Annotated in this window: 18 protein-coding genes and 2 tRNA genes; 5 read left to right on the top strand and 15 right to left on the bottom strand. The window is 73.1% G+C overall.

The window, feature by feature from the left end:
- Window positions 1-16: 16 nt before the first annotated feature.
- From ABT263_RS13610 to ABT263_RS13585, 6 genes are all read right to left on the bottom strand, one after another.
- Complete coding sequence (locus tag ABT263_RS13610) at window positions 17-343, bottom strand: hypothetical protein (protein ID WP_352290665.1); 327 nt, start codon at window positions 341-343, stop codon at window positions 17-19.
- Between the two features lie 180 nt (window positions 344-523).
- Window positions 524-1,105, bottom strand: coding sequence for an aminoacyl-tRNA hydrolase (pth, locus tag ABT263_RS13605; RefSeq protein ID WP_329489320.1), 582 nt, complete (start codon window positions 1,103-1,105; stop codon window positions 524-526).
- A 107-nt stretch (window positions 1,106-1,212) separates the two neighbouring features.
- Window positions 1,213-1,803, bottom strand: coding sequence for a 50S ribosomal protein L25/general stress protein Ctc (locus tag ABT263_RS13600; RefSeq protein ID WP_329489319.1), 591 nt, complete (start codon window positions 1,801-1,803; stop codon window positions 1,213-1,215).
- Between the two features lie 286 nt (window positions 1,804-2,089).
- Window positions 2,090-3,067: a ribose-phosphate diphosphokinase gene (locus ABT263_RS13595; protein ID WP_329489318.1), complete on the bottom strand. Its 978-nt coding sequence runs from the start codon at window positions 3,065-3,067 to the stop codon at window positions 2,090-2,092.
- Between the two features lie 201 nt (window positions 3,068-3,268).
- Entirely contained in the window at window positions 3,269-4,726 is a 1,458-nt protein-coding gene (glmU, locus tag ABT263_RS13590) for a bifunctional UDP-N-acetylglucosamine diphosphorylase/glucosamine-1-phosphate N-acetyltransferase GlmU (protein WP_352290664.1), read from the bottom strand.
- 138 nt (window positions 4,727-4,864) lie between these two features.
- A tRNA-Gln gene (locus ABT263_RS13585) sits at window positions 4,865-4,938 on the bottom strand.
- 237 nt (window positions 4,939-5,175) lie between these two features.
- Here ABT263_RS13585 and ABT263_RS13580 point away from each other — a divergent pair.
- Both ABT263_RS13580 and ABT263_RS13575 read left to right on the top strand, forming a co-directional pair.
- Complete coding sequence (locus ABT263_RS13580) at window positions 5,176-6,147, top strand: acyl-CoA desaturase (protein WP_352290663.1); 972 nt, start codon at window positions 5,176-5,178, stop codon at window positions 6,145-6,147.
- A 95-nt stretch (window positions 6,148-6,242) separates the two neighbouring features.
- Window positions 6,243-6,923, top strand: a complete 681-nt coding sequence (locus ABT263_RS13575) for a TetR family transcriptional regulator (RefSeq protein ID WP_352290676.1) — start codon at window positions 6,243-6,245, stop codon at window positions 6,921-6,923.
- Between the two features lie 27 nt (window positions 6,924-6,950).
- Here ABT263_RS13575 and ABT263_RS13570 read toward each other — a convergent pair whose 3' ends face one another.
- A complete protein-coding gene (locus ABT263_RS13570; RefSeq protein ID WP_352290662.1) occupies window positions 6,951-7,775 on the bottom strand; it encodes a methyltransferase domain-containing protein in 825 nt (274 codons plus the stop codon).
- Window positions 7,776-7,886: 111 nt separating this feature from the next.
- Between ABT263_RS13570 and ABT263_RS13565 the strand changes: the two genes are divergently transcribed.
- Complete coding sequence (locus ABT263_RS13565; protein WP_352290661.1) at window positions 7,887-8,384, top strand: MarR family winged helix-turn-helix transcriptional regulator; 498 nt, start codon at window positions 7,887-7,889, stop codon at window positions 8,382-8,384.
- 18 nt (window positions 8,385-8,402) lie between these two features.
- On the opposite strand, the gene ABT263_RS13560 is transcribed toward ABT263_RS13565, so the two are convergent.
- The 3 genes from ABT263_RS13560 to ABT263_RS13550 form a co-directional block, all read right to left on the bottom strand.
- On the bottom strand, window positions 8,403-9,989 hold the full coding sequence (locus ABT263_RS13560) for a polysaccharide biosynthesis protein (protein WP_352290660.1): 1,587 nt from the start codon (window positions 9,987-9,989) through the stop codon (window positions 8,403-8,405).
- Between the two features lie 61 nt (window positions 9,990-10,050).
- Entirely contained in the window at window positions 10,051-11,004 is a 954-nt protein-coding gene (locus tag ABT263_RS13555) for a LuxR C-terminal-related transcriptional regulator (protein WP_352290659.1), read from the bottom strand.
- Between the two features lie 313 nt (window positions 11,005-11,317).
- On the bottom strand, window positions 11,318-11,899 hold the full coding sequence (locus ABT263_RS13550) for an NADPH-dependent FMN reductase (protein WP_329489311.1): 582 nt from the start codon (window positions 11,897-11,899) through the stop codon (window positions 11,318-11,320).
- Between the two features lie 118 nt (window positions 11,900-12,017).
- On the opposite strand from ABT263_RS13550, the gene ABT263_RS13545 reads away from it, so the two are divergent.
- Complete coding sequence (locus ABT263_RS13545) at window positions 12,018-12,677, top strand: TetR/AcrR family transcriptional regulator (RefSeq protein WP_352290658.1); 660 nt, start codon at window positions 12,018-12,020, stop codon at window positions 12,675-12,677.
- Between the two features lie 147 nt (window positions 12,678-12,824).
- Here the strand turns inward: ABT263_RS13545 and galE are convergent, their stop codons facing one another.
- From galE to ABT263_RS13525, 4 genes are all read right to left on the bottom strand, one after another.
- Window positions 12,825-13,787 (bottom strand): UDP-glucose 4-epimerase GalE, encoded by a 963-nt coding sequence (galE, locus tag ABT263_RS13540; protein ID WP_352290657.1) that lies wholly within the window; start codon window positions 13,785-13,787, stop codon window positions 12,825-12,827.
- 118 nt (window positions 13,788-13,905) lie between these two features.
- Window positions 13,906-14,574, bottom strand: coding sequence for a LuxR C-terminal-related transcriptional regulator (locus ABT263_RS13535; protein WP_352290656.1), 669 nt, complete (start codon window positions 14,572-14,574; stop codon window positions 13,906-13,908).
- Window positions 14,575-14,744: 170 nt separating this feature from the next.
- Window positions 14,745-14,817, bottom strand: a tRNA-Thr gene (locus ABT263_RS13530).
- Window positions 14,818-14,952: 135 nt separating this feature from the next.
- Entirely contained in the window at window positions 14,953-15,363 is a 411-nt protein-coding gene (locus ABT263_RS13525; RefSeq protein ID WP_329489307.1) for a winged helix-turn-helix transcriptional regulator, read from the bottom strand.
- Window positions 15,364-15,518: 155 nt separating this feature from the next.
- Here ABT263_RS13525 and ABT263_RS13520 point away from each other — a divergent pair, with 155 nt between their 5' ends.
- The gene (locus tag ABT263_RS13520) at window positions 15,519-16,124 is read left to right on the top strand and encodes a flavodoxin family protein (RefSeq protein ID WP_329489306.1); all 606 of its coding nucleotides are present in this window, start codon (window positions 15,519-15,521) and stop codon (window positions 16,122-16,124) included.
- Between the two features lie 61 nt (window positions 16,125-16,185).
- Here the strand turns inward: ABT263_RS13520 and ABT263_RS13515 are convergent, their stop codons facing one another.
- The gene (locus ABT263_RS13515; protein WP_352290655.1) at window positions 16,186-17,526 is read right to left on the bottom strand and encodes an MFS transporter; all 1,341 of its coding nucleotides are present in this window, start codon (window positions 17,524-17,526) and stop codon (window positions 16,186-16,188) included.
- Window positions 17,527-17,557: the final 31 nt, after the last annotated feature.

Genomic DNA, 17,557 nt, shown 5'->3' with positions numbered 1-17,557 from the left:
ACCGGTCGTACCGTCGTCACTCCACCGGATCGCCCGCGCGCCGGCGCTTCAGCCAGAGGGCCGCGCCGCCCGCCGCCACGACCAGGCCGCCGCCGACGGCCAGCAGGCCCGCGTCACCGCCGACCGAGCCGCCCAGCACCGGGCCGAACTGCGCCGCCGCGGGATCCTGGGACACCACACCGGGATCGGGGTCCGCCACCGTCTCCGCGTGGGCGACGCCACCGCCCGAGAGCAGCACCCCGGCCGCCCCCAGCGCACCGGCCGTGCCGACCTTGCGACCGAGCTTCCTCAGCCGTACCACCCGAACCCGCCGCAGGCGCCGGACCGGCCGCAAACTCCGCATCGAGAACTCCCCAGGACCCGTTCGCGTACGGGCCCGACGCTATCCGATCCGGCACGGGTTTCTCACACCCATTCAGGTTTGGACGGCCAAGCGTTGTACGACTGTTGCCCAGCCGCCCCGCCCACCGCGGCGGGCGGGCGGGGATCCGCTCCCTTGCCGAACAACCGTCCTGACGCCGGATCAGGAGTGGTAGACGCCCTGGGCCCGCTCCAGGCCGTCGGTGAGCAGTGCCTCCACGGCGTCCGCCGAGCGGTCCACGAACCACTCCAGCTCCTTGCGCTCGGTGGCGGAGAAGTCCTTCAGGACGAAGTCCGCGACCTCCATCCGGCCCGGCGGGCGGCCGATCCCGCAGCGCACCCGGTAGTACTCCGGGCCCAGCGACTTGGTGATCGACTTCAGCCCGTTGTGGCCGTTGTCGCCGCCGCCGAGCTTCAGCCGCAGCGTCGCGTAGTCGATGTCCAGCTCGTCGTGGACGGCCACCAGGGCCGAGGCCGGCGTCTTGTAGAAGTCCCGCAGGGCGGTCACCGGGCCGCCCGAGAGGTTCATGAAGGTCATCGGCTTGGCCAGCACCACCCGCCGGCCCGCCAGCCGGCCCTCGGCCACCTGCGCGCGGCTCTTGTGCGCCTTGAACCTGGCACCCATCCGCTGCGCCAGCAGGTCCACCACCATGAACCCGATGTTGTGCCGGTTCCGGGCGTACTGCTCCCCCGGATTGCCCAGCCCGGCCACCAGCCAGGGGCCCTCGTACGCGTCCTCGCTCATCGCATCGCTCCTCGTGCTCTCGCTCGTCGACATCATCCCGGACACACCGCTGCCCCGGCCGCTCCAGTACGGAGCGGCCGGGGCAGCGGTCAGACGGTGCGGGAGGCTCAGGCCTCGGCGCCGGCCTCGGCGGCCTCGGCGTCGGCGTCGGCCTGCGAGGCCTGGGCGCCGATGACCTGCAGCACGACGGTGTCGGCCTCGACGGCCAGCGTGGTGCCCTTGGGCAGCGAGATGTCACCGGCGGTGATCGAGGCACCGGCCTCCAGGCCCTCGACCGAGACGGTCACGGACTCGGGCAGGTGGGTGGCCTCGGCCTCGATCGGCAGCGCGTTGAGGACGTGCTCCAGCAGGTTGCCGCCGGGGGCCAGCTCGCCCTCGGTGAGGACGGGGATCTCGACGGTGACCTTCTCGCCGCGCTTCACGAGGAGCAGGTCGACGTGCTCGATGGTGCGCTTGATGGCCTGGCGCTGGATGGCCTTCGGCAGGACGTACTCGTCCTTGCCCTCGATCGGAACGACCAGCAGGGCGTTCGGGGTCTTGAGGGCCATCATCAGGTCGTGGCCGGGCAGGTTCAGGTGAACCGGGGCGTGGCCGTGGCCGTAGACGACACCGGGGACCAGGCCGGCACGGCGGGCCCGGCGGGCAGCGCCCTTACCGAACTCGGAACGGGTCTCAGCGGCGATGCGGATCTCGGACACGACTGCACTCCTCGTGAAAACTGGCGCGGGGGTGCAGGCAACGCGAAAAACCGCCGGGACCACACCCACAGTACGTTCGGGGGTCACTCGGCGGCGTACGACCTCTGCCAACGGCCGGAAGAACCGGCCCCAGCAGCGCGTCGATCACGGAGCGCGGGCACCCGACGAGCAGGCACACGGCATCCCTCGCCGAGCATTTTCACGAGTCTAACCGCACCGGTGCCCTCCGACGAAATCGACGGCGGCCCCGGCCCTTTGAGGACCGGGGCCGCCTGCGCGGGCTTCGTCAGTGCACGCCCTCGAACAGGCTGGTGACCGAGCCGTCCTCGAACACCTCGCGGATCGCGGCGGCGATCGACGGGGCGATCGACAGCGTGGTGATCTTGTCCAGCTGGAGCTCGGCCGGGGTCGGCAGGGTGTTCGTGAACACGAACTCGCTGACCCGGGAGTTCTTCAGACGGTCCGCGGCCGGACCGGAGAGCACGCCGTGCGTGGCGGCCACGATCACGTCCGCGGCGCCGTTCTCGAACAGCGCGTCGGCCGCGGCGCAGATGGTGCCGGCGGTGTCGATCATGTCGTCGACCAGGACGCAGACCCGGCCCTTGACGTCACCGACCACCTCGGCGGACAGGATGGTGTTGGCCTGGGTCATGTCGCGGCGCTTGTGGATGATCGCCAGCGGCGCGCCCAGACGGTCCGACCACTGGTCGGCGACCTTCACCCGGCCGGCGTCCGGGGACACCACGGTGAGGCGGTCGCGGTCGACCTTGTCGCCCACGTAGTCCGCCAGCAGCGGCAGCGCGAACAGGTGGTCCACCGGACCGGAGAAGAAGCCCTGGATCTGCGCGGTGTGCAGGTCCACCGCCATGATCCGGTCCGCGCCGGCGCTGGCCAGCAGGTCCGCGATCAGACGGGCCGAGATGGGCTCGCGGCCCAGGTGCTTCTTGTCCTGGCGGGCGTACCCGTAGAACGGCAGGATCGCGGTGATGCTCCGGGCCGAGGCCCGCTTCAGAGCATCGATCATGATCAGCTGTTCCATGATCCACTGGTTGATGGGAGCCGTGTGGCTCTGCATCACGAAGCAGTCCGCACCGCGCGCGGAGTCCAGGAAGCGGACGTAGATCTCACCGTTGGCGAAGTCCAGGGCCTTGGTCGGGACCAGCTCGGTCCCGAGCGCCTCGGCCACCTCCCTCGCCAGCTCAGGGTGGGCACGGCCGGAGAAGAGCTTGAGTTTCTTCTCACCCGACGTCGTGATCCCGCTCACTGCACCGTCTCCTCGCGTTGCTGACGCTGAACCCGTCCGCACCGCAGGCAGGCACGAGCCCGCTGGCGATAGGGGTCGGGGAAATGTCGGTACGCCTGGACACGGGCGGTAAGCCCAGTGGCGCACGTATGTCCCCAAGGTTACGCGCCCGTGCGGAAACCGTCCGCCCCGGGACCGCCCCTCGGACTCCCACCCGGCCCGTCAGACCTCCGCGGCCCCGTCCGTCGCGGCAGCCGCGGCCTGCGCCGATGCGGTCCCGGGGCGCTTGCGCTCCACCCAGCCCGCGATGTTGCGCTGCTGCGCCCGGCTCACGCCCAGCGCGCCGGGCGGAACGTCGCCGGTGATCACCGAGCCGGCCCCGGTGTAGGCGCCGTCACCGACCGTCACCGGGGCGATGAACATGTTGTCCGAGCCGGTCCGGCAGTGCGCCCCGATCACCGTGCGGTGCTTGTTCACCCCGTCGTAGTTCACCGTGACGGAGGCCGCGCCGATGTTGCTGCCCTCGCCGATGGTGGCGTCCCCGATGTAGGACAGGTGCGGCACCTTGGCGCCCTCGCCCAGCTCCGAGTTCTTCACCTCGACGTAGGTGCCGACCTTCGCCTTGCGCCCGAGCCTCGCCCCCGGCCGCAGGTAGGCGTACGGGCCGGCGGTGGCGAAGTCGCCCACCTCGGCGCCGTCCGCCGTGGTGTTGCTCACACGCGCGCCGGCGCCGATCCGGGTGTCCTTGAGCGTCGAGTTCGGGCCCACCTCGCAGCCCTCGCCCAGATGGGTGAGGCCCTGCAGCTGGGTGCCCGGCAGGACCACCGCGTCCGGCTCGTAGGACACCTGGACGTCGAACCAGGTGGTCGCCGGGTCCACCACCGTGACGCCGGCGCGCATCGCCCGCTCCAGCAGGCGGTCGTTCAGCAGGCGCCGGGCCTGGGCCAGCTGCACCCGGTCGTTGATGCCGAGGATGTCGCGGTAGTCCGCGGCCACCACGGCGCCGACCCGGTGGCCGGCCGTCCGCAGGATCTCCAGGGTGTCGGTGAGGTACTCCTCGCCCTGGACGTTGTCGGTGGTGACCCGGGACAGCGCCTCGGCCAGCAGCTTGGCGTCGAAGGCGAAGACCCCGGAGTTGATCTCGTCGACCGCCCGCTGGGCGTCCGAGGCGTCCTTCTCCTCGACGATCGAGGCGACGGCGCCGTCCGCCTCGTCCCGCAGGATCCGCCCGTAGCCGAACGGGTCCGGGACGACGGCCGTCAGGACGGTGACGCCGTTGCCCTGTTCGGCGTGCGCGCCGGCGAGGGCCGCCAGCGTCGCGCCGGTCAGCAGCGGCGCGTCCCCGGTGGTGACGATCACCGTGCCGTCCAGCTCCACGCCGTCGGCCGCCAGGGCCTCCAGCGCGGTTCGGACGGCGTGCCCGGTGCCCTTCTGCTCCTCCTGCACCACGGCGCGCGCCGCCGGGTAGTGCGCCCCCAGGTGCTCCTGCACCTTCTCCCGCATGTGCCCGACCACGACGACCAGCTGCTGCGGGGTCAACTCCTGTGCTGCCGCCACCGCATGGCCCACCAGCGACCGCCCGCAGACCTCGTGCAGCACCTTGGGCAGGCTGTTCGACTTCATCCTGGTCCCGCCACCGGCGGCAAGCACGACAACGGCGGCAGGCGAATTGGCACTCACGGGGGGAGGCTCCTCAGTCGGTTCACAGAGAGGGCAGTGCAGCCCGGCCGGGACCCAGGCCGGTCGCCTTCGCACAGTCCGCCGAGCAGCCCCGACAATACCGGGGGGCGGGGGATGCGCCCGAAACAGAGCGCCCGCTGGCTCCGCCGCTAGGATTCGAACCCAGACAAAGGCCTCCAAAGGGCCCTGTGCTGCCATTACACCACGGCGGATCGGTCATCAACTCGCAGCGCCCGAGGCGCTCCGACACAGCCTAAGGGTTGCGGCCGCATAGCTCCACCACCCCGGCGCGGCCGGCCCGGCCCGCGCGGATCCCGGGCGTTGTCCATCCAGTCGGGTGAAATACGCCGAGCCGCCCGCGGCCACGTATTCCCCTGACGGCCGAACGCAACCTACGATGCCGTAGGTTACGCAGACGTAACCTCCACCCCTGCCCTCAAGGGACACCCATGACCATCCAGGCCGGCGAGGCGCGCGCCGATACCGCGCACTCCATCGATCCCGCCCCGACCCTGCTCTCCGCCACCCGCGGCGGGGAGAAGCAGGGCCTCGCCGAGCGGGTCGCGCTCGGGCTGTTCATCGCCGTACCGTTCGCCGCCCTGCTGGCGGCCGTGCCGGTGGCCTGGGGCTGGGGCCTGGGGTGGACCGATCTCGCGATCGCCACCGTCATGTACTTCCTCACCTGCCACGGCATCACGATCGGCTACCACCGCTACTTCACCCACGGCTCCTTCAAGGCCAACCGGGCCCTGCGGATCGCCCTCGCGGTGGCCGGGTCGCTGGCCATCGAGGGCCCGCTGGTCCGCTGGGTGGCCGACCACCGCAAGCACCACCGGTACAGCGACAAGGACGGCGACCCGCACTCGCCGTGGCGCTACGGCGAGACCGTCCCGGCCCTGCTCAAGGGCCTCTGGTGGGCGCACATGGGCTGGCTCTTCGACGAGGAGCAGACCCCGCAGCTCAAGTACGCGCCGGACCTCGTGGACGATCCGGCCATAAGGCGGATCTCCCGGCTGTTCTGGCTCTGGACCTCACTCTCGATGCTGATCCCGCCGCTGGTCGGCGGGCTGGTCACGCTCTCCTGGCAGGGTGCGCTCTCCGCCTTCTTCTGGGGTTCACTGGTCCGGGTCGCCCTGCTGCACCACGTCACCTGGTCGATCAACTCGATCTGCCACGCGCTCGGCAACCGCCCGTTCCGCTCCCGCGACCGCTCCGGGAACGTCTGGTGGCTGGCGGTGCTCTCCTGCGGCGAGTCCTGGCACAACCTGCACCACGCGGACCCGACCTCGGCCCGGCACGGCGTGCTGCGCGGGCAGGTCGACTCCTCGGCCCGGCTGATCCGCTGGTTCGAGCTGGCCGGCTGGGCCCGGGACGTCCGCTGGCCGGACGCGCAGCGGATCGCCGCCCGCCGCGCCGCATGAGGGCTCGCCTGCAGCATGATGTAGGGGTGAACGGGAGCAGCGCAGACAGCACAGGCGGCCACGAGAGCCCGCGGACGGACGCCGCACCCGATCCGGTGCAGGCCCGTCCGCGTGCCGCTGCCCCGGCGGGCGCCGCCGCGCCCGCGGGCCGCCGCCGCAGCGGCCGGGTGCGGATGACCGGGAAGCAGCGGCGGGAGCAGCTGCTGGAGATCGGCCGCTCGGTGTTCGCGGAGCGCGGCTACGACGGCACCTCGGTCGAGGAGATCGCCGAGCGGGCCGGGGTGTCCAAGCCGGTGGTGTACGAGCACTTCGGCGGCAAGGAGGGGCTCTACGCGGTGGTCGTGGACCGCGAGATGCAGCTGCTGCTGGACATGGTGACGGGGGCGCTGACCGGAGGGCACTCGCGGGAGCTGCTGGAGCAGGCGGCGTTCGCGCTGATGGACTACATCGACACGTCCACGGACGGCTTCAAGATCCTGGTCCGGGACTCCCCGGTGGCCCAGTCGACCGGCACCTTCGCCTCGCTGATCAGCGACATCGCGACGCAGGTCGAGGACATCCTGGGCCTGGAGTTCAAGGCGCGGGGCTTCGACGCGCGCCTCGCCCCGATGTACTCGCAGATGCTGGTGGGCATGGTCGCGCTGACCGGCCAGTGGTGGCTGGAGGTGCGCAAGCCGCAGAAGGCCGAGGTCGCCGCCCATCTGGTGAACCTCGCCTGGCACGGCCTGGAGGGGATGGAGCGGCACCCCAAGCTGGTCGGCGACCGCAAGTCCTAGGCCCGGGCCGCCGCCACCCTCCGGCCGCTACCGCTTCACCCCGACTGCGAAGATCCGCCGGAACGGGAAGACCGTGCCGTACGGGCCGGCGGGGTAGGCCTCGCGGAGCAGGGCGCCGTACTCGGCGAGGAAGGCCGCCCGCTCGGCCGGGTCGGTGAGCCGGGTCAGCACCGGCCGCAGGGCGGTGCCCTTGACCCACTCCAGGACCGGGTCCGCCCCGGGGAGCAGGGTGCTGTAGGTGGTCTCCCAGACGTCGGCGGCGCAGCCGGCCCCGGCCAGGGCCGCCAGGTAGGCGCCGGGTTCGTGGACGCCGGCCCGGGTGGCGCCCTCGCCCAGGGCGTCCCGCCAGCGGGGGCTGCGGCGGAGCCCGGCGAGCAGGGTGTGGCTGGGCGAGTCGAAGTTGCCGGGCACCTGGAAGGCGATCACGCCGCCCGGCTCCAGCGCCGCCGCCCAGCGGGGCAGCAGGTCGAGGTGCCCGGCGGGGCCGGCGGCCCCGTGCTCCGGGGTGAAGCCGATCCACTGCAGCGCCGCGTTGGAGACGATCAGGTCCGGTGCGGCCGGGTCCGGGTCGTAGCCGCGGGCGTCGGCGAGCAGGTAGTCCGCGGTGGGCTCGCCCTCGGCGCGGGCGGTGGCGAGCATCTCGGCGGAGTTGTCGAGGCCGGTGATCCGGGCTCCGGGCCAGCGTTCGCGCAGGACGGCGGTGGAGTTGCCGGGGCCGCAGCCGATGTCCAGGATCCTGGCAGCCGGTTCGTGCGGGAGGACGGGGACGCGGGCGAGCAGGTCGCGCAGCGGGCGGGTCCGTTCGTCGGCGAAGCGCAGGTACTGCTCCGGGTCCCAGACGGGGGTGCTCATGGTCGGCCTCGCAAGTATCTCGACATCAAGATATCCAGTCGCAGGTTCCACGTTACATTTCTCGATGTCAAGAGACTTCACATCGACACATCCCCCGATACACTGATCGTCATGGAGGACGAGGTCGACCGCCTGGTCGCAGCATGGCGCCGAGAGCGCCCCGACCTCGACGTGGAACCACTTGAGGTACTCAGCCGGGTCAGCCGACTCGCCCGGCACCTCGACCGCGCCCGCCGGACGGCCTTCGCCGAGCACGGCCTGGAGCCCTGGGAGTTCGACGTCCTGACCGCGCTGCGGCGCGCCGGCTCCCCCTACCAGCTCTCCCCCGGCCAGCTGCTCACCCAGACCCTGGTCACCTCCGGCACCATGACCAACCGGATCGACCGACTCACCGGCAAGGGCCTGGTCAAGCGCCTGCCCGACCCGGACGACCGGCGCGGCGTGCTGGTCCGGCTCACCGAGGACGGCCGCGACCGGGCCGACCAGGCGCTCGCCGGGCTGCTGGCCCACGAACGCGAGCTGCTGGCCCAGCTCACCGGCGCCCAGCAGGGCGAACTCGCCGGACTGCTGCGGCAGCTGGTCGCCCCCTTCGACAACATCCCGAGCTGACCGCCGCCCGGTCCGCCGTCAGAAGCCGTCCGGGTACGGGGAGCTGAAGGCGGGCACCGGGGCCGGCTCGGCCTCCGCGGTGCGGTAGCCGGGCAGCAGCTCGGCCAGCCGCCGGCGCACCTCCCCGTCGCTGTTGCCGACCGCCGCCGCGTACAGACCGGTCAGACCGCCCGCGAGGTCCTCGGGGCCGCCGCCGCACTCGGCCGCGGTCGCGTAGATCCGGGCGTGCGCGGTGGGCAGCCGCTCCTCGCCCTCCGAGAACAGCGCCTCGTTCAGCTTCTCGCCCGCCCGCAGCCCGGTGAAGCGGATCTCCACCTCGTCCCGGCCCAGTTGCACCTGCTCGGCGAAGTTGTGGACCAGGTCGACGATCCGCACCGGATCGCCCATGTCGAGCACGAACACCTCACCGCCGCGGGCCATCCGGCCGGACTCCAGCACCAGACCGACGGCCTCCTCGATGGTCATGAAGAACCGCGTCACATCGGGGTGGGTGATGGTCACCGGGACGCCGCTGCGCAACTGCTCGGCCAGCACCGACAGCAGCGAACCGCGCGAGCCCAGCACGTTGCCGAACCGGACCGCCGAGAACACCCCGGTGCCCAGGTTGCGCGCGTCCCGGGCGTTCGCCTGCACGATCAGCTCGGCCAGCCGCTTGCTGGCGCCGAGCACCGAGGTCGGATCGGCCGCCTTGTCGGTGGAGATCAGCACGAACCGCTCGACACCGGTGGCCAGCGCCGCCTCCACCAGGTGGTCGGTGCCCAGCACGTTGGACTTGACCGCCTCGCTGGGGTGACGCTCCAGCAGCGGAAGGTGCTTGTGCGCGGCCGCGTGGAAGACCACCTCGGGCTTCAGATCGCGGAAGATCTGCTGGATCCGCGGCCGGTCCCGGATGTCCGCGATCACCAGGGACTCGTCGGTCAGCAGCGCCTCACCCCAGATCTCCAGCTGGAGCCGGTGCAGGTTGGACTCGTCGTGGTCCAGCATGTAGAGCGCGCTCGGATTGAACGCGTGGACCTGGCGGCAGAGTTCGCTGCCGATCGAGCCGCCGGCCCCGGTCACCAGCACCCGGCGGCCCTCGATCACGTCCCGCACGTCGGCGGAGACCACGTGCACCTCGTGCCGCCCGATCAGCCGGTTGACGTCCAGGCTGCGCATGTCCGAGCCGACCACCTCGCGGCGCAGCGCGGCCAGGAAGGACGGCAGGTAGCGGACGGCGGCGCCGGCCGCGGCGGCGGCGGTCGCCAGCGCCCGGACCCGCTGCGGGGCCAGGCCGGGGATGGCGAGCGCGACCACCTGGACGCGGTGGCGGACCGCGAGCTCGGTGAGCTCGGCGAGGGTCCCGAGGACGGGGACGCCGCCCACGACCCGGCCCGCCTTGGCCGGGTCGTCGTCGAGCAGGCCGATCGGGTCGAGGCCGAACTCCGGTGTCCGGCCGAGGTCGCGGACCAGCGCCGTCCCGGCCGCACCGGCTCCGACGACCAGCGTGCGCAGGCCCGTCGGCGGTGTCGCGGCCGGGGTGGCCGCGGCCGGCGAAGGGGCCTCCCCGCCCCCGCCCGGGCCGGACCGGGCTGCGTGCGGGCGTGCGGAAGTGCTGTGCGGCGACATCTGTCCTCCGGATTTCCCTGACCTGACGGACCTGAGCCGGTACCTGGGTGTGACGGGCGGATCAGCCGGCGCCGGGAGCTGTGGTCGAGGCGACGGACGGCGGGGCAGTGGGCGCGGCCGGCTCGGAGGGGCTGACGCCCGCCCGCCGGGCGACCGCGACGGCGGCCAGGGTGGAGTGCACCCCGAGCTTGCCGAGGACGTTCTGCATGTGGGTGCGCACGGTGTGCGGGGAGAGGTAGAGCCGTTCGGCGACGGCCTGCCGGCCCAGGCCGGCCACCATGCAGCGCAGGATCTGCTTCTCCCGGGGGGTGAGCGTGTCGACCAGGCGCTCGCTCTCGGTGCGGTCCCGCCGGGCGGTGGTGAGCTCCCGGATGACACCGGTCAGCAGGGCGGGCGGCAGGTGCGTCTCGTCGCGCAGCACGCCCCGGACCACGGCCAGCAGGCGGGCCAGTGAACTCTCCTTGGCCACCCACCCGGTGGCGCCGGCGTGCAGGGCGCGGGCGGCGCGCAGCGGGTCGTCGGCGGCGGCCAGGACGATCGCCCGCAGCGCGGGATGGTGGCGGCGGACCCGGGCGAGCAGGGTGATCCCGTCGGACGCCGGGGCGGCGTGGTACCGGTCGGGCGGATACGGCCCGGGCGGGTACGGGGCGGTCGGGCAGGCCGCGGCAGGGGCGCCGCGGGCCGGGACACCGGGGCCGGCGGGCGGCCCGGGTGCGGCGGCCGGGCGGCGGGGCGCGGGCAGCGTCACCGGCGGGCGCCGTCGCAGGGCCTCGGGCGGGTCGGCACCGGGCTGGCGCGGTGTGCGCGCTCCGTCGGCGTCGGCACCGAGGTCGGCATCGATCAGGACGACGTCGAAGGACCGGCCCTCGGTGGCGGCACGCTCCAGGGCGCGCTCGGCGGCGGCCGCGCTGCCGGCCGCGCCGACCTCCACGTCGGGCTCGGCGGCGAGCGCCGCAGCCAGCGCCTCGGCGAAGATCCGGTGGTCGTCGACCACCAGGACGCGGATCCGCCCCATCGTCACTCCCCCCTGTTCGGCCGAGCTGCGCCCGGGGCGCCGGCGCGGACCACCGCCGTGGCCCGGGTCCTGCTCCGCCGCCCACCCCCCGGCTCCCGGGAGGACCAAAGCACCGACCCCCACCGGTACCGGAATCAGCGTACGGGGTGGGGGACGGCCCGGTGGGGGTTTGGTGAAGTTTCGTCAGGAGGTGCGGACTTGGCGTGATTCGGCGACGGCGGCGCCTCCCGGCGGGCGGCGGTGACCGGGGTGGTGGCGGCCCGGGCGACGCCGTGGAGGGGGCGGCCCGGGCGGCCCGGCGACCGGCGGCCGGTCAGGCGCCGTAGGGGCGGACGGCGCGGGCGTCCCGCAGCGCGTGGGCCCACCAGGTGAGCTGGTCGAGCATGCCCTTGGCGGCGCCGGTCGGGACGGTCGGGTCGACGGGCTCGCCGTCCTCCCCGAAGGCGCCCCAGACGCTGTGGAAGCTGACGGAGTCCCGGACGGTGACGGTGTGCAGCTCGGCGAAGATCAGCCGGAGCTGCTCGACCGCGCGCAGCCCGCCGCCGAGGCCCCCGTACGAGACGAAGCCGACCGGCTTGGCCTGCCACTCGGCGCGGTGCCAGTCGATCGCGTTCTTCAGCACGGCGGGGAAGCTGTGGTTGTACTCGGGTGTGACCACCACGAACGCGTCGGCGGCGGCCAGCCGGGGCGAGAGCGCGGCGAGGCACTCGGCCTGCTCGGCCGTGGGCTCCTCGCCCAGGTGCGGCAGCGGATGGTCGGCCAGGTCGATGACATCGAGATCGAGATCGGCCCGCTGCCCGGCGGTGCGCACGAACCACTCGGCGACGGTGGGCGCGACGCGGCCCGGGCGGTTGCTGCCGACGATGACGGCGACGCGGTACGGGGTCTCGGACATGACGGTCTCCGGGAGTTGGTCTCTGCGGTCACCGCCCGATCGGACGGCCCGTCAGGTAAAGTACAACGTTCATGGCAATAGGTACAACGCTTATGGCAAACTTCTCGGGAGCCCCTCGATGACCGGTGAGAACGACACCCCGACCGCGCCCCGCCGAGGACTGGCCGAGAAGCGACAGGCCATCACCCGGGCCGCCCGGACGGTCTTCGGCCGGGACGGCTACTCCCGCGCCGGCATCGACGCCATCGCGGCCGAGGCGGGGGTGTCCACCCGCACCATCTACAACCACTTCACCGGCAAGGAGCTGCTCTTCCGGACCGTCGTCCAGGAGAGCACCGGACAGGTCGGGAACGCCCAGCTGGAGGTCATCGACCGCCACCTGGCCAAGGTCACCGACCTGGAGTCGGACCTCGTCGCGCTGGGCCTGGCCTGGGTGGGATCGCTGACGGCGTTCGCCGACCACTTCGCGCTGGTCCGGCAGATCAACGCCGAGGCGGCGCACCTCCCGAAGGACCTGCTGGAGGCCTGGCAGGCCGCCGGGCCGCGTCGGGCCGTGGTCGAACTCGGCTTCCGGTTCGGCGGGTTGGCCGACCGCGGACTGCTGGACGTCCCCGATCCGGAGCGCGCCGCGCAGCACTTCGTCCTGCTCGTCGGCAGCGAGATCACCCAGCGTTCCTACTGGGGGGCGTTCCCGCTCGCCCCGGCGGAGACCGAGGAGCTCGTCACCACCGGCGTGCGGGCCTTCCTGCGCGCCTATGCCGCGCGACCGGCGCACTGACCAGCGACAGACCGGTGCACTGACCACCGACAGACCGACGCACTGACCACCGGCGCACCGGCGAGCGACGGGAACGGCGAAGCGCCGCCCCCGGGGTGGGGAGCGGCGCTTCGTTCACGGCACGGGCCGACGACCGCGGGCCGAGGCCTAGAGGCCGTTCTTCTCCAGGGTGAAGTTCCAGGCGTCGGCGACGATGTCGTCGAGGTTGGGGCGCTTGGGGGTCCAGCCGAGCTTCTGGTGGGCGCGCTCGGCGGAGGCCACCAGGACGGCGGGGTCGCCGGCGCGGCGCTCGGCGGTGACCACCGGGATCTCGCGGCCGGTGACGCGCTTGACCGACTCGATGACCTCGCGGACCGAGAAGCCGCTGCCGTTGCCGAGGTTGCAGATCAGGTGCTCGCCCGCTTCGGCGGCGTCCAGCGCCAGCAGGTGGGCGTCGGCGAGGTCCGCGACGTGGATGTAGTCGCGGACGCAGGTGCCGTCCTCGGTCGGGTAGTCGTCCCCGTAGACCGCGATGTGCGGGCGCTGCCCGAGCGCGGCCTGGAAGACCAGCGGGATCAGGTGCGACTCGGGGTCGTGCCGCTCGCCGTAGGCGCCGTACGCGCCGGCCACGTTGAAGTAGCGCAGCGAGACGGCGGCCAGGCCGTGCGCGACGGCCTCGCTGGTGATCAGGTGGTCGACGGCCAGCTTGGTGGCGCCGTAGGTGTTGGTGGGCGCGGTGCGGGCGGTCTCGGCGATCGGCACCGACTCCGGCTCGCCGTAGGTGGCGGCGGTGGAGGAGAACACCAGCTTGCGCACGCCCGCCGCGCGCATCGCGCTGATCAGCTCCAGCGAGCCGGCCACGTTGTTGCGCCAGTACTTCTCCGGGTCCGCGACCGACTCGCCGACCTGCGAGGAGGCCGCGAAGTGCAGCACCCCGTCGAAGGAGGCGTCGAGGACCTCGCCCGCCTCCTGGATCCGCCCCCGCACGAACTCGGCGCCGGCCGGCACACCCTCGCGGAAGCCGGTGGAGAGGTCGTCCAGGACGGTGACCTGGTGTCCCGCCTCCAGCAGGTGGGCGGCGACCACGCTGCCGACATAGCCGGCGCCACCCGTGACCAGGTACTTACTCATGATGAGACCTCCAGCGGGCGATGGTCCGCCGGTGGGCGGCCATCGGTGACGTACATACGACTGGGGCCTATTGTCCCTGGCCGCGGGAGTGCTCCGGACCGCCGGCCGGACCGCCCGCTCAACCCCGCGCCATCCGCTCCAGCAGTCCCGTCCGGGCGGCCACCGCCGCCGCCTCCAGCCGGGTCCGCGCGCCGAGCTTCATCAGCACCCGCTGGACGTGCGTCCGGGCGGTGCTCGCCGCGATCCGCATCCCGGCGGCGATCGCCGCGGTGTCCTCGCCGTCCGCGATCCGGGCCAGCACCTGCACCTCACGGCGGGTCAGCAGCCGCAGCAGGCGGAGCGCTTCGTCGTCCGGCTCCGCGGCCGGGCGCAGCAACTGGTCGAAGGCGCCCCGGAGCACGTCCACCGCGACCGCCGCCTCCCCGGCCCGGGCCCGCCCGATGGCCCGCTCGACCACTTCGATCCGCTCGTCGCTGGGCACGTAGCCCGCCGCGCCCGCCGCGAACGCACCGGCCACGCCCCGCAGTTCACCGACCGGACCGAGCACGATGACGGCCACCTCGGGCCGCTCCCGGCGGATCCGGCGCAGCCCGTCGAAGGCCCCGGGATCGGCCGGACCGGCCACCCCGAGCAGGCACACCTCGGGCCGGCGCCCGGCCACCAGGTCGGCGGCGGACCCGGCCGGCGAGCCGACCGCGAGCACCCGGTGACCGCGCAGCTGGAGCGCGGTGGCCAGCGCCTCGGCCAGCAGCCGGTGGTCGTCGACCACCACGAGTCGAACGCCCATGACACCCTCCCCGTCGGGGTCCGGCCCGCGCCCGCACCCGGTGGGGCGGGCGGCCGATGACGCACCATCACAGCGCATTCGGCACCCGGCCCGCTAGCCCGCCTCCGGCCCGGCGACGGCGGGCGGACACGAAAAAGACCCTCGCCGTTGGGCGAGGGTCTTTCACTTTGAGCCCCCATGCGGAATCGAACCGCAGACCTTCTCCTTACCATGGAGACGCTCTACCGACTGAGCTATAGGGGCGAACCGGTCGAACAAGGAAGACATTACACGGCCGACGGCCCGGAAGGGAAATCGGCTCCGACCACCCGATCGAGGACATCCGACCCCCTCGCCGACCCTCCGCCCGAGGGCGCCGCGACGGCGTCGTACAGCCGGTCAGGCGTCGGGGTGAGCCCCGTCGAACACCTCGCGCGCGGCGAGCATCTCCGCGGTCCGCTCCTCCGTCCAGCGACCGACCGGCGCCAGCAGCGCGGACAGCTCCCGGCCGAGCGGCAGCAGGTCGTAGACCACCCGCGGCGGCGTCTCGGGGTACACCGTGCGCCGCACCAGGCCGTTGCGCTCCAGGGTGCGCAACGACTGGGTGAGCATCTTGCGGCTGACCCCGTCCACCGCGCGCTGCAGCTCGGAGAACCGCTGCGGACCGAACTCGCCGAGGCTCATCAGGATCAGCATCGTCCACTTGTCCGCCAGGTCCGCGAGCATGGCGCGGCTCGGACAGAGCTGGGCGAAGACATCGAGGTCCTGGGCCTGCTCCGGCCCGGCCGGGGACCGCTCCTGCGTCGTCATGCCCTCCAGGGTAGCCCTTCGGTCTCCAATCCATTCTTGGTAACTTCTGGAGACCTAGTCTACATTGGAGACCATTGGACGGGGCGGCGCCCAGCCGCCGTCCCCGGCCTCCCCTGCCGTTCCCTTTCACGCGTCCCACCGAGGAGCACCCAGCCATGACCGCCATCCGCCCCACCGTCGCCATCGCCTACCACTCCGGCTACGGCCACACCGCCGTCATCGCCGAGGCCGTGGCCCGCGGCGCCGCCGCGAGCGGAGCCGAGGTCGTCACCGTCGCCGTCGACACCATCACCGAGGAGCAGTGGGCCCGGCTGGACGCCGCGGACGCGATCGTCTTCGGCTCGCCCACCTACATGGGCACCGCCTCCGGCGCCTTCCACGTCTTCGCCGAGGCCAGCAGCAAGCGCTGGTTCGGCGACGCCTGGCTGGACAAGGTCGCCGCCGGCTTCACCAACTCCGCCTCCAAGAGCGGCGACAAGTCCGGCACCCTCGGCTTCTTCCAGACCCTCGCCGCCCAGCACGGCATGAACTGGGTCAACCTGGGCCTCAAGCCGGGCTGGAACTCCTCGACCGGCACCGAGCACGACCTCAACCGCCTCGGCTTCTTCGCCGGGGCCGCCGCCTCCACCCCGTCCGACGGCGGCACCGACGCCGTCCACCTGGCCGACATCGCCACCGCCGAGCACCTCGGTGACCGCGTCGCCAAGCACACCGCGATCCTGCTGGCCGGCCGCGCCGCCCTGACCCCCGTCGCCGCCTGACAGTGAGCTGAGTCACCCGGGGTGCCGAGCCGCCCACCGGGGCCGGCAGCACCACCGCGCGCTACGCCGCCGGGTCCGCCCCCAGGGCGGGCGCCCGGCGGCGTCCGCCGTCGGCCCCGGCCAGCGCGAGGTCCGTACCGCTGGTCTCCGGCAGCAGCCGCAGGCAGCAGAGCGACACCAGCCCCAGCGCCGCCAGGTACCAGCCGACCGGCTCCGCCGTCCCGTAGGCGTCGGTCAGCCTGGTCGCGATCAGCGGCGTCGTCGCACCACCCACCACCCCGCCCAGGTTGTACGTCAGCGCGGCGCCGGTGTACCGCACCCGGGTCGGGAACAGCTCCGGCAGGTACGCCGCCAGCGGCCCGAGCAGGCATCCCAGCACCACCATCGACCCGGCCAGGGCCAGGAACATCAGCGGCCGGCTCACCGTCTCCAGCAGCGGGAACAGCAGCAGCGACCAGAACACCGCGAGCCCCGTCGCCCCCTGCAGCATCCGCCGGCGCCCCCACCGGTCACTGCGCCGGGCACTCACCCAGACCGTCACGGCCTGGCCCGCTACGCCCGTCAGCAGCATCGACAGCACCACCGTGCTGGGCACCCCGAGCCCGGTCGTCGCGTACGCCAGGGCGTACGTGGTGGTCAGGTAGAACAGCGCGTACCCGACGGTGATCACCCCGCAGCCGATCAGCACCGTCCGCCAGTGGCCGCGCAGGACCTCCAGCACCGGCGGCCGCGTCCGCACCTCACCGGCCCGGAACAGCGGCGTCTCCTCGATCCGCAGCCGCACGAACAGCCCCATCGCCACCAGCGCCAGCGACGCCAGGAACGGCACCCGCCAGCCCCAGCCGTGGAACGACCGCTCGCTCAGCGCCAGTTGGAGCACCAGGAAGATGCCGTTGGCGAGCGCGAAGCCGATGGTCGGCCCCAGTTGCAGGAACGCCCCGTACCGCCCGCGCCGCCCGGCCGGCGCGTTCTCCGCGATCAGCAACGCGGCCCCGCCCCACTCCCCGCCGAGCCCGACGCCCTGGCAGACCCGCAGCAGCACCAGCGCCGCCGGCGCCCACCACCCCCACGCCCCGTACCCCGGCAGCACACCGACCAGCGCCGTCGACAGGCCCATCAGCAGCAGCGACACCACCAGGGTGGCCCGCCGCCCCAGCCGGTCCCCGAAGTGCCCGAACACCACCGCCCCCAGCGGCCGGGCCAGGAACGCCACCGCGTACACCGAGAACGCCGCCAACAGCGCTCCCACCGTACCCAGGCCCGGGAAGAACACCCCGCCGAAGACCAGCGCGGCCGCCGTCCCGTAGATGAAGAAGTCGTAGAACTCGATCGCCGTACCGATCAGCGCCGCCGCCGCGGCCCTGCGCAACTGCGCCGACCGGCGGGCTTCCTGCGTATCCATACCGCCACCCTGGCGACCCCCGCACCCCCGC

The organism is Kitasatospora sp. NPDC001603 (assembly GCF_040298365.1).
In the GTDB taxonomy this organism is placed as follows: Bacteria; Actinomycetota; Actinomycetes; order Streptomycetales; family Streptomycetaceae; genus Kitasatospora.
Note: the sequence above shows the minus strand (reverse complement) of the source record. Positions and strands in the feature narration are given on the sequence as shown.

What these genes read in the sequence shown, in the direction of transcription:
- ABT263_RS13610 (WP_352290665.1), bottom strand. Translation starts at nt 343, where the DNA reads ATGCGGAGTTTGCGGCCGGTCCGGCGCCTGCGGCGGGTTCGGGTGGTA.
- ABT263_RS13535 (WP_352290656.1), bottom strand. Translation starts at nt 14,574, where the DNA reads ATGGGCGTTCGACTCGTGGTGGTCGACGACCACCGGCTGCTGGCCGAG.
- ABT263_RS13560 (WP_352290660.1), bottom strand. Translation starts at nt 9,989, where the DNA reads ATGTCGCCGCACAGCACTTCCGCACGCCCGCACGCAGCCCGGTCCGGC.
- ABT263_RS13515 (WP_352290655.1), bottom strand. Translation starts at nt 17,526, where the DNA reads ATGGATACGCAGGAAGCCCGCCGGTCGGCGCAGTTGCGCAGGGCCGCG.
- ABT263_RS13580 (WP_352290663.1), top strand. Translation starts at nt 5,176, where the DNA reads ATGACCATCCAGGCCGGCGAGGCGCGCGCCGATACCGCGCACTCCATC.
- ABT263_RS13555 (WP_352290659.1), bottom strand. Translation starts at nt 11,004, where the DNA reads ATGGGGCGGATCCGCGTCCTGGTGGTCGACGACCACCGGATCTTCGCC.
- ABT263_RS13570 (WP_352290662.1), bottom strand. Translation starts at nt 7,775, where the DNA reads ATGAGCACCCCCGTCTGGGACCCGGAGCAGTACCTGCGCTTCGCCGAC.
- galE (WP_352290657.1), bottom strand. Translation starts at nt 13,787, where the DNA reads ATGAGTAAGTACCTGGTCACGGGTGGCGCCGGCTATGTCGGCAGCGTG.
- pth (WP_329489320.1), bottom strand. Translation starts at nt 1,105, where the DNA reads ATGAGCGAGGACGCGTACGAGGGCCCCTGGCTGGTGGCCGGGCTGGGC.
- ABT263_RS13545 (WP_352290658.1), top strand. Translation starts at nt 12,018, where the DNA reads ATGACCGGTGAGAACGACACCCCGACCGCGCCCCGCCGAGGACTGGCC.
- ABT263_RS13565 (WP_352290661.1), top strand. Translation starts at nt 7,887, where the DNA reads ATGGAGGACGAGGTCGACCGCCTGGTCGCAGCATGGCGCCGAGAGCGC.
- ABT263_RS13550 (WP_329489311.1), bottom strand. Translation starts at nt 11,899, where the DNA reads ATGTCCGAGACCCCGTACCGCGTCGCCGTCATCGTCGGCAGCAACCGC.
- ABT263_RS13520 (WP_329489306.1), top strand. Translation starts at nt 15,519, where the DNA reads ATGACCGCCATCCGCCCCACCGTCGCCATCGCCTACCACTCCGGCTAC.
- ABT263_RS13525 (WP_329489307.1), bottom strand. Translation starts at nt 15,363, where the DNA reads ATGACGACGCAGGAGCGGTCCCCGGCCGGGCCGGAGCAGGCCCAGGAC.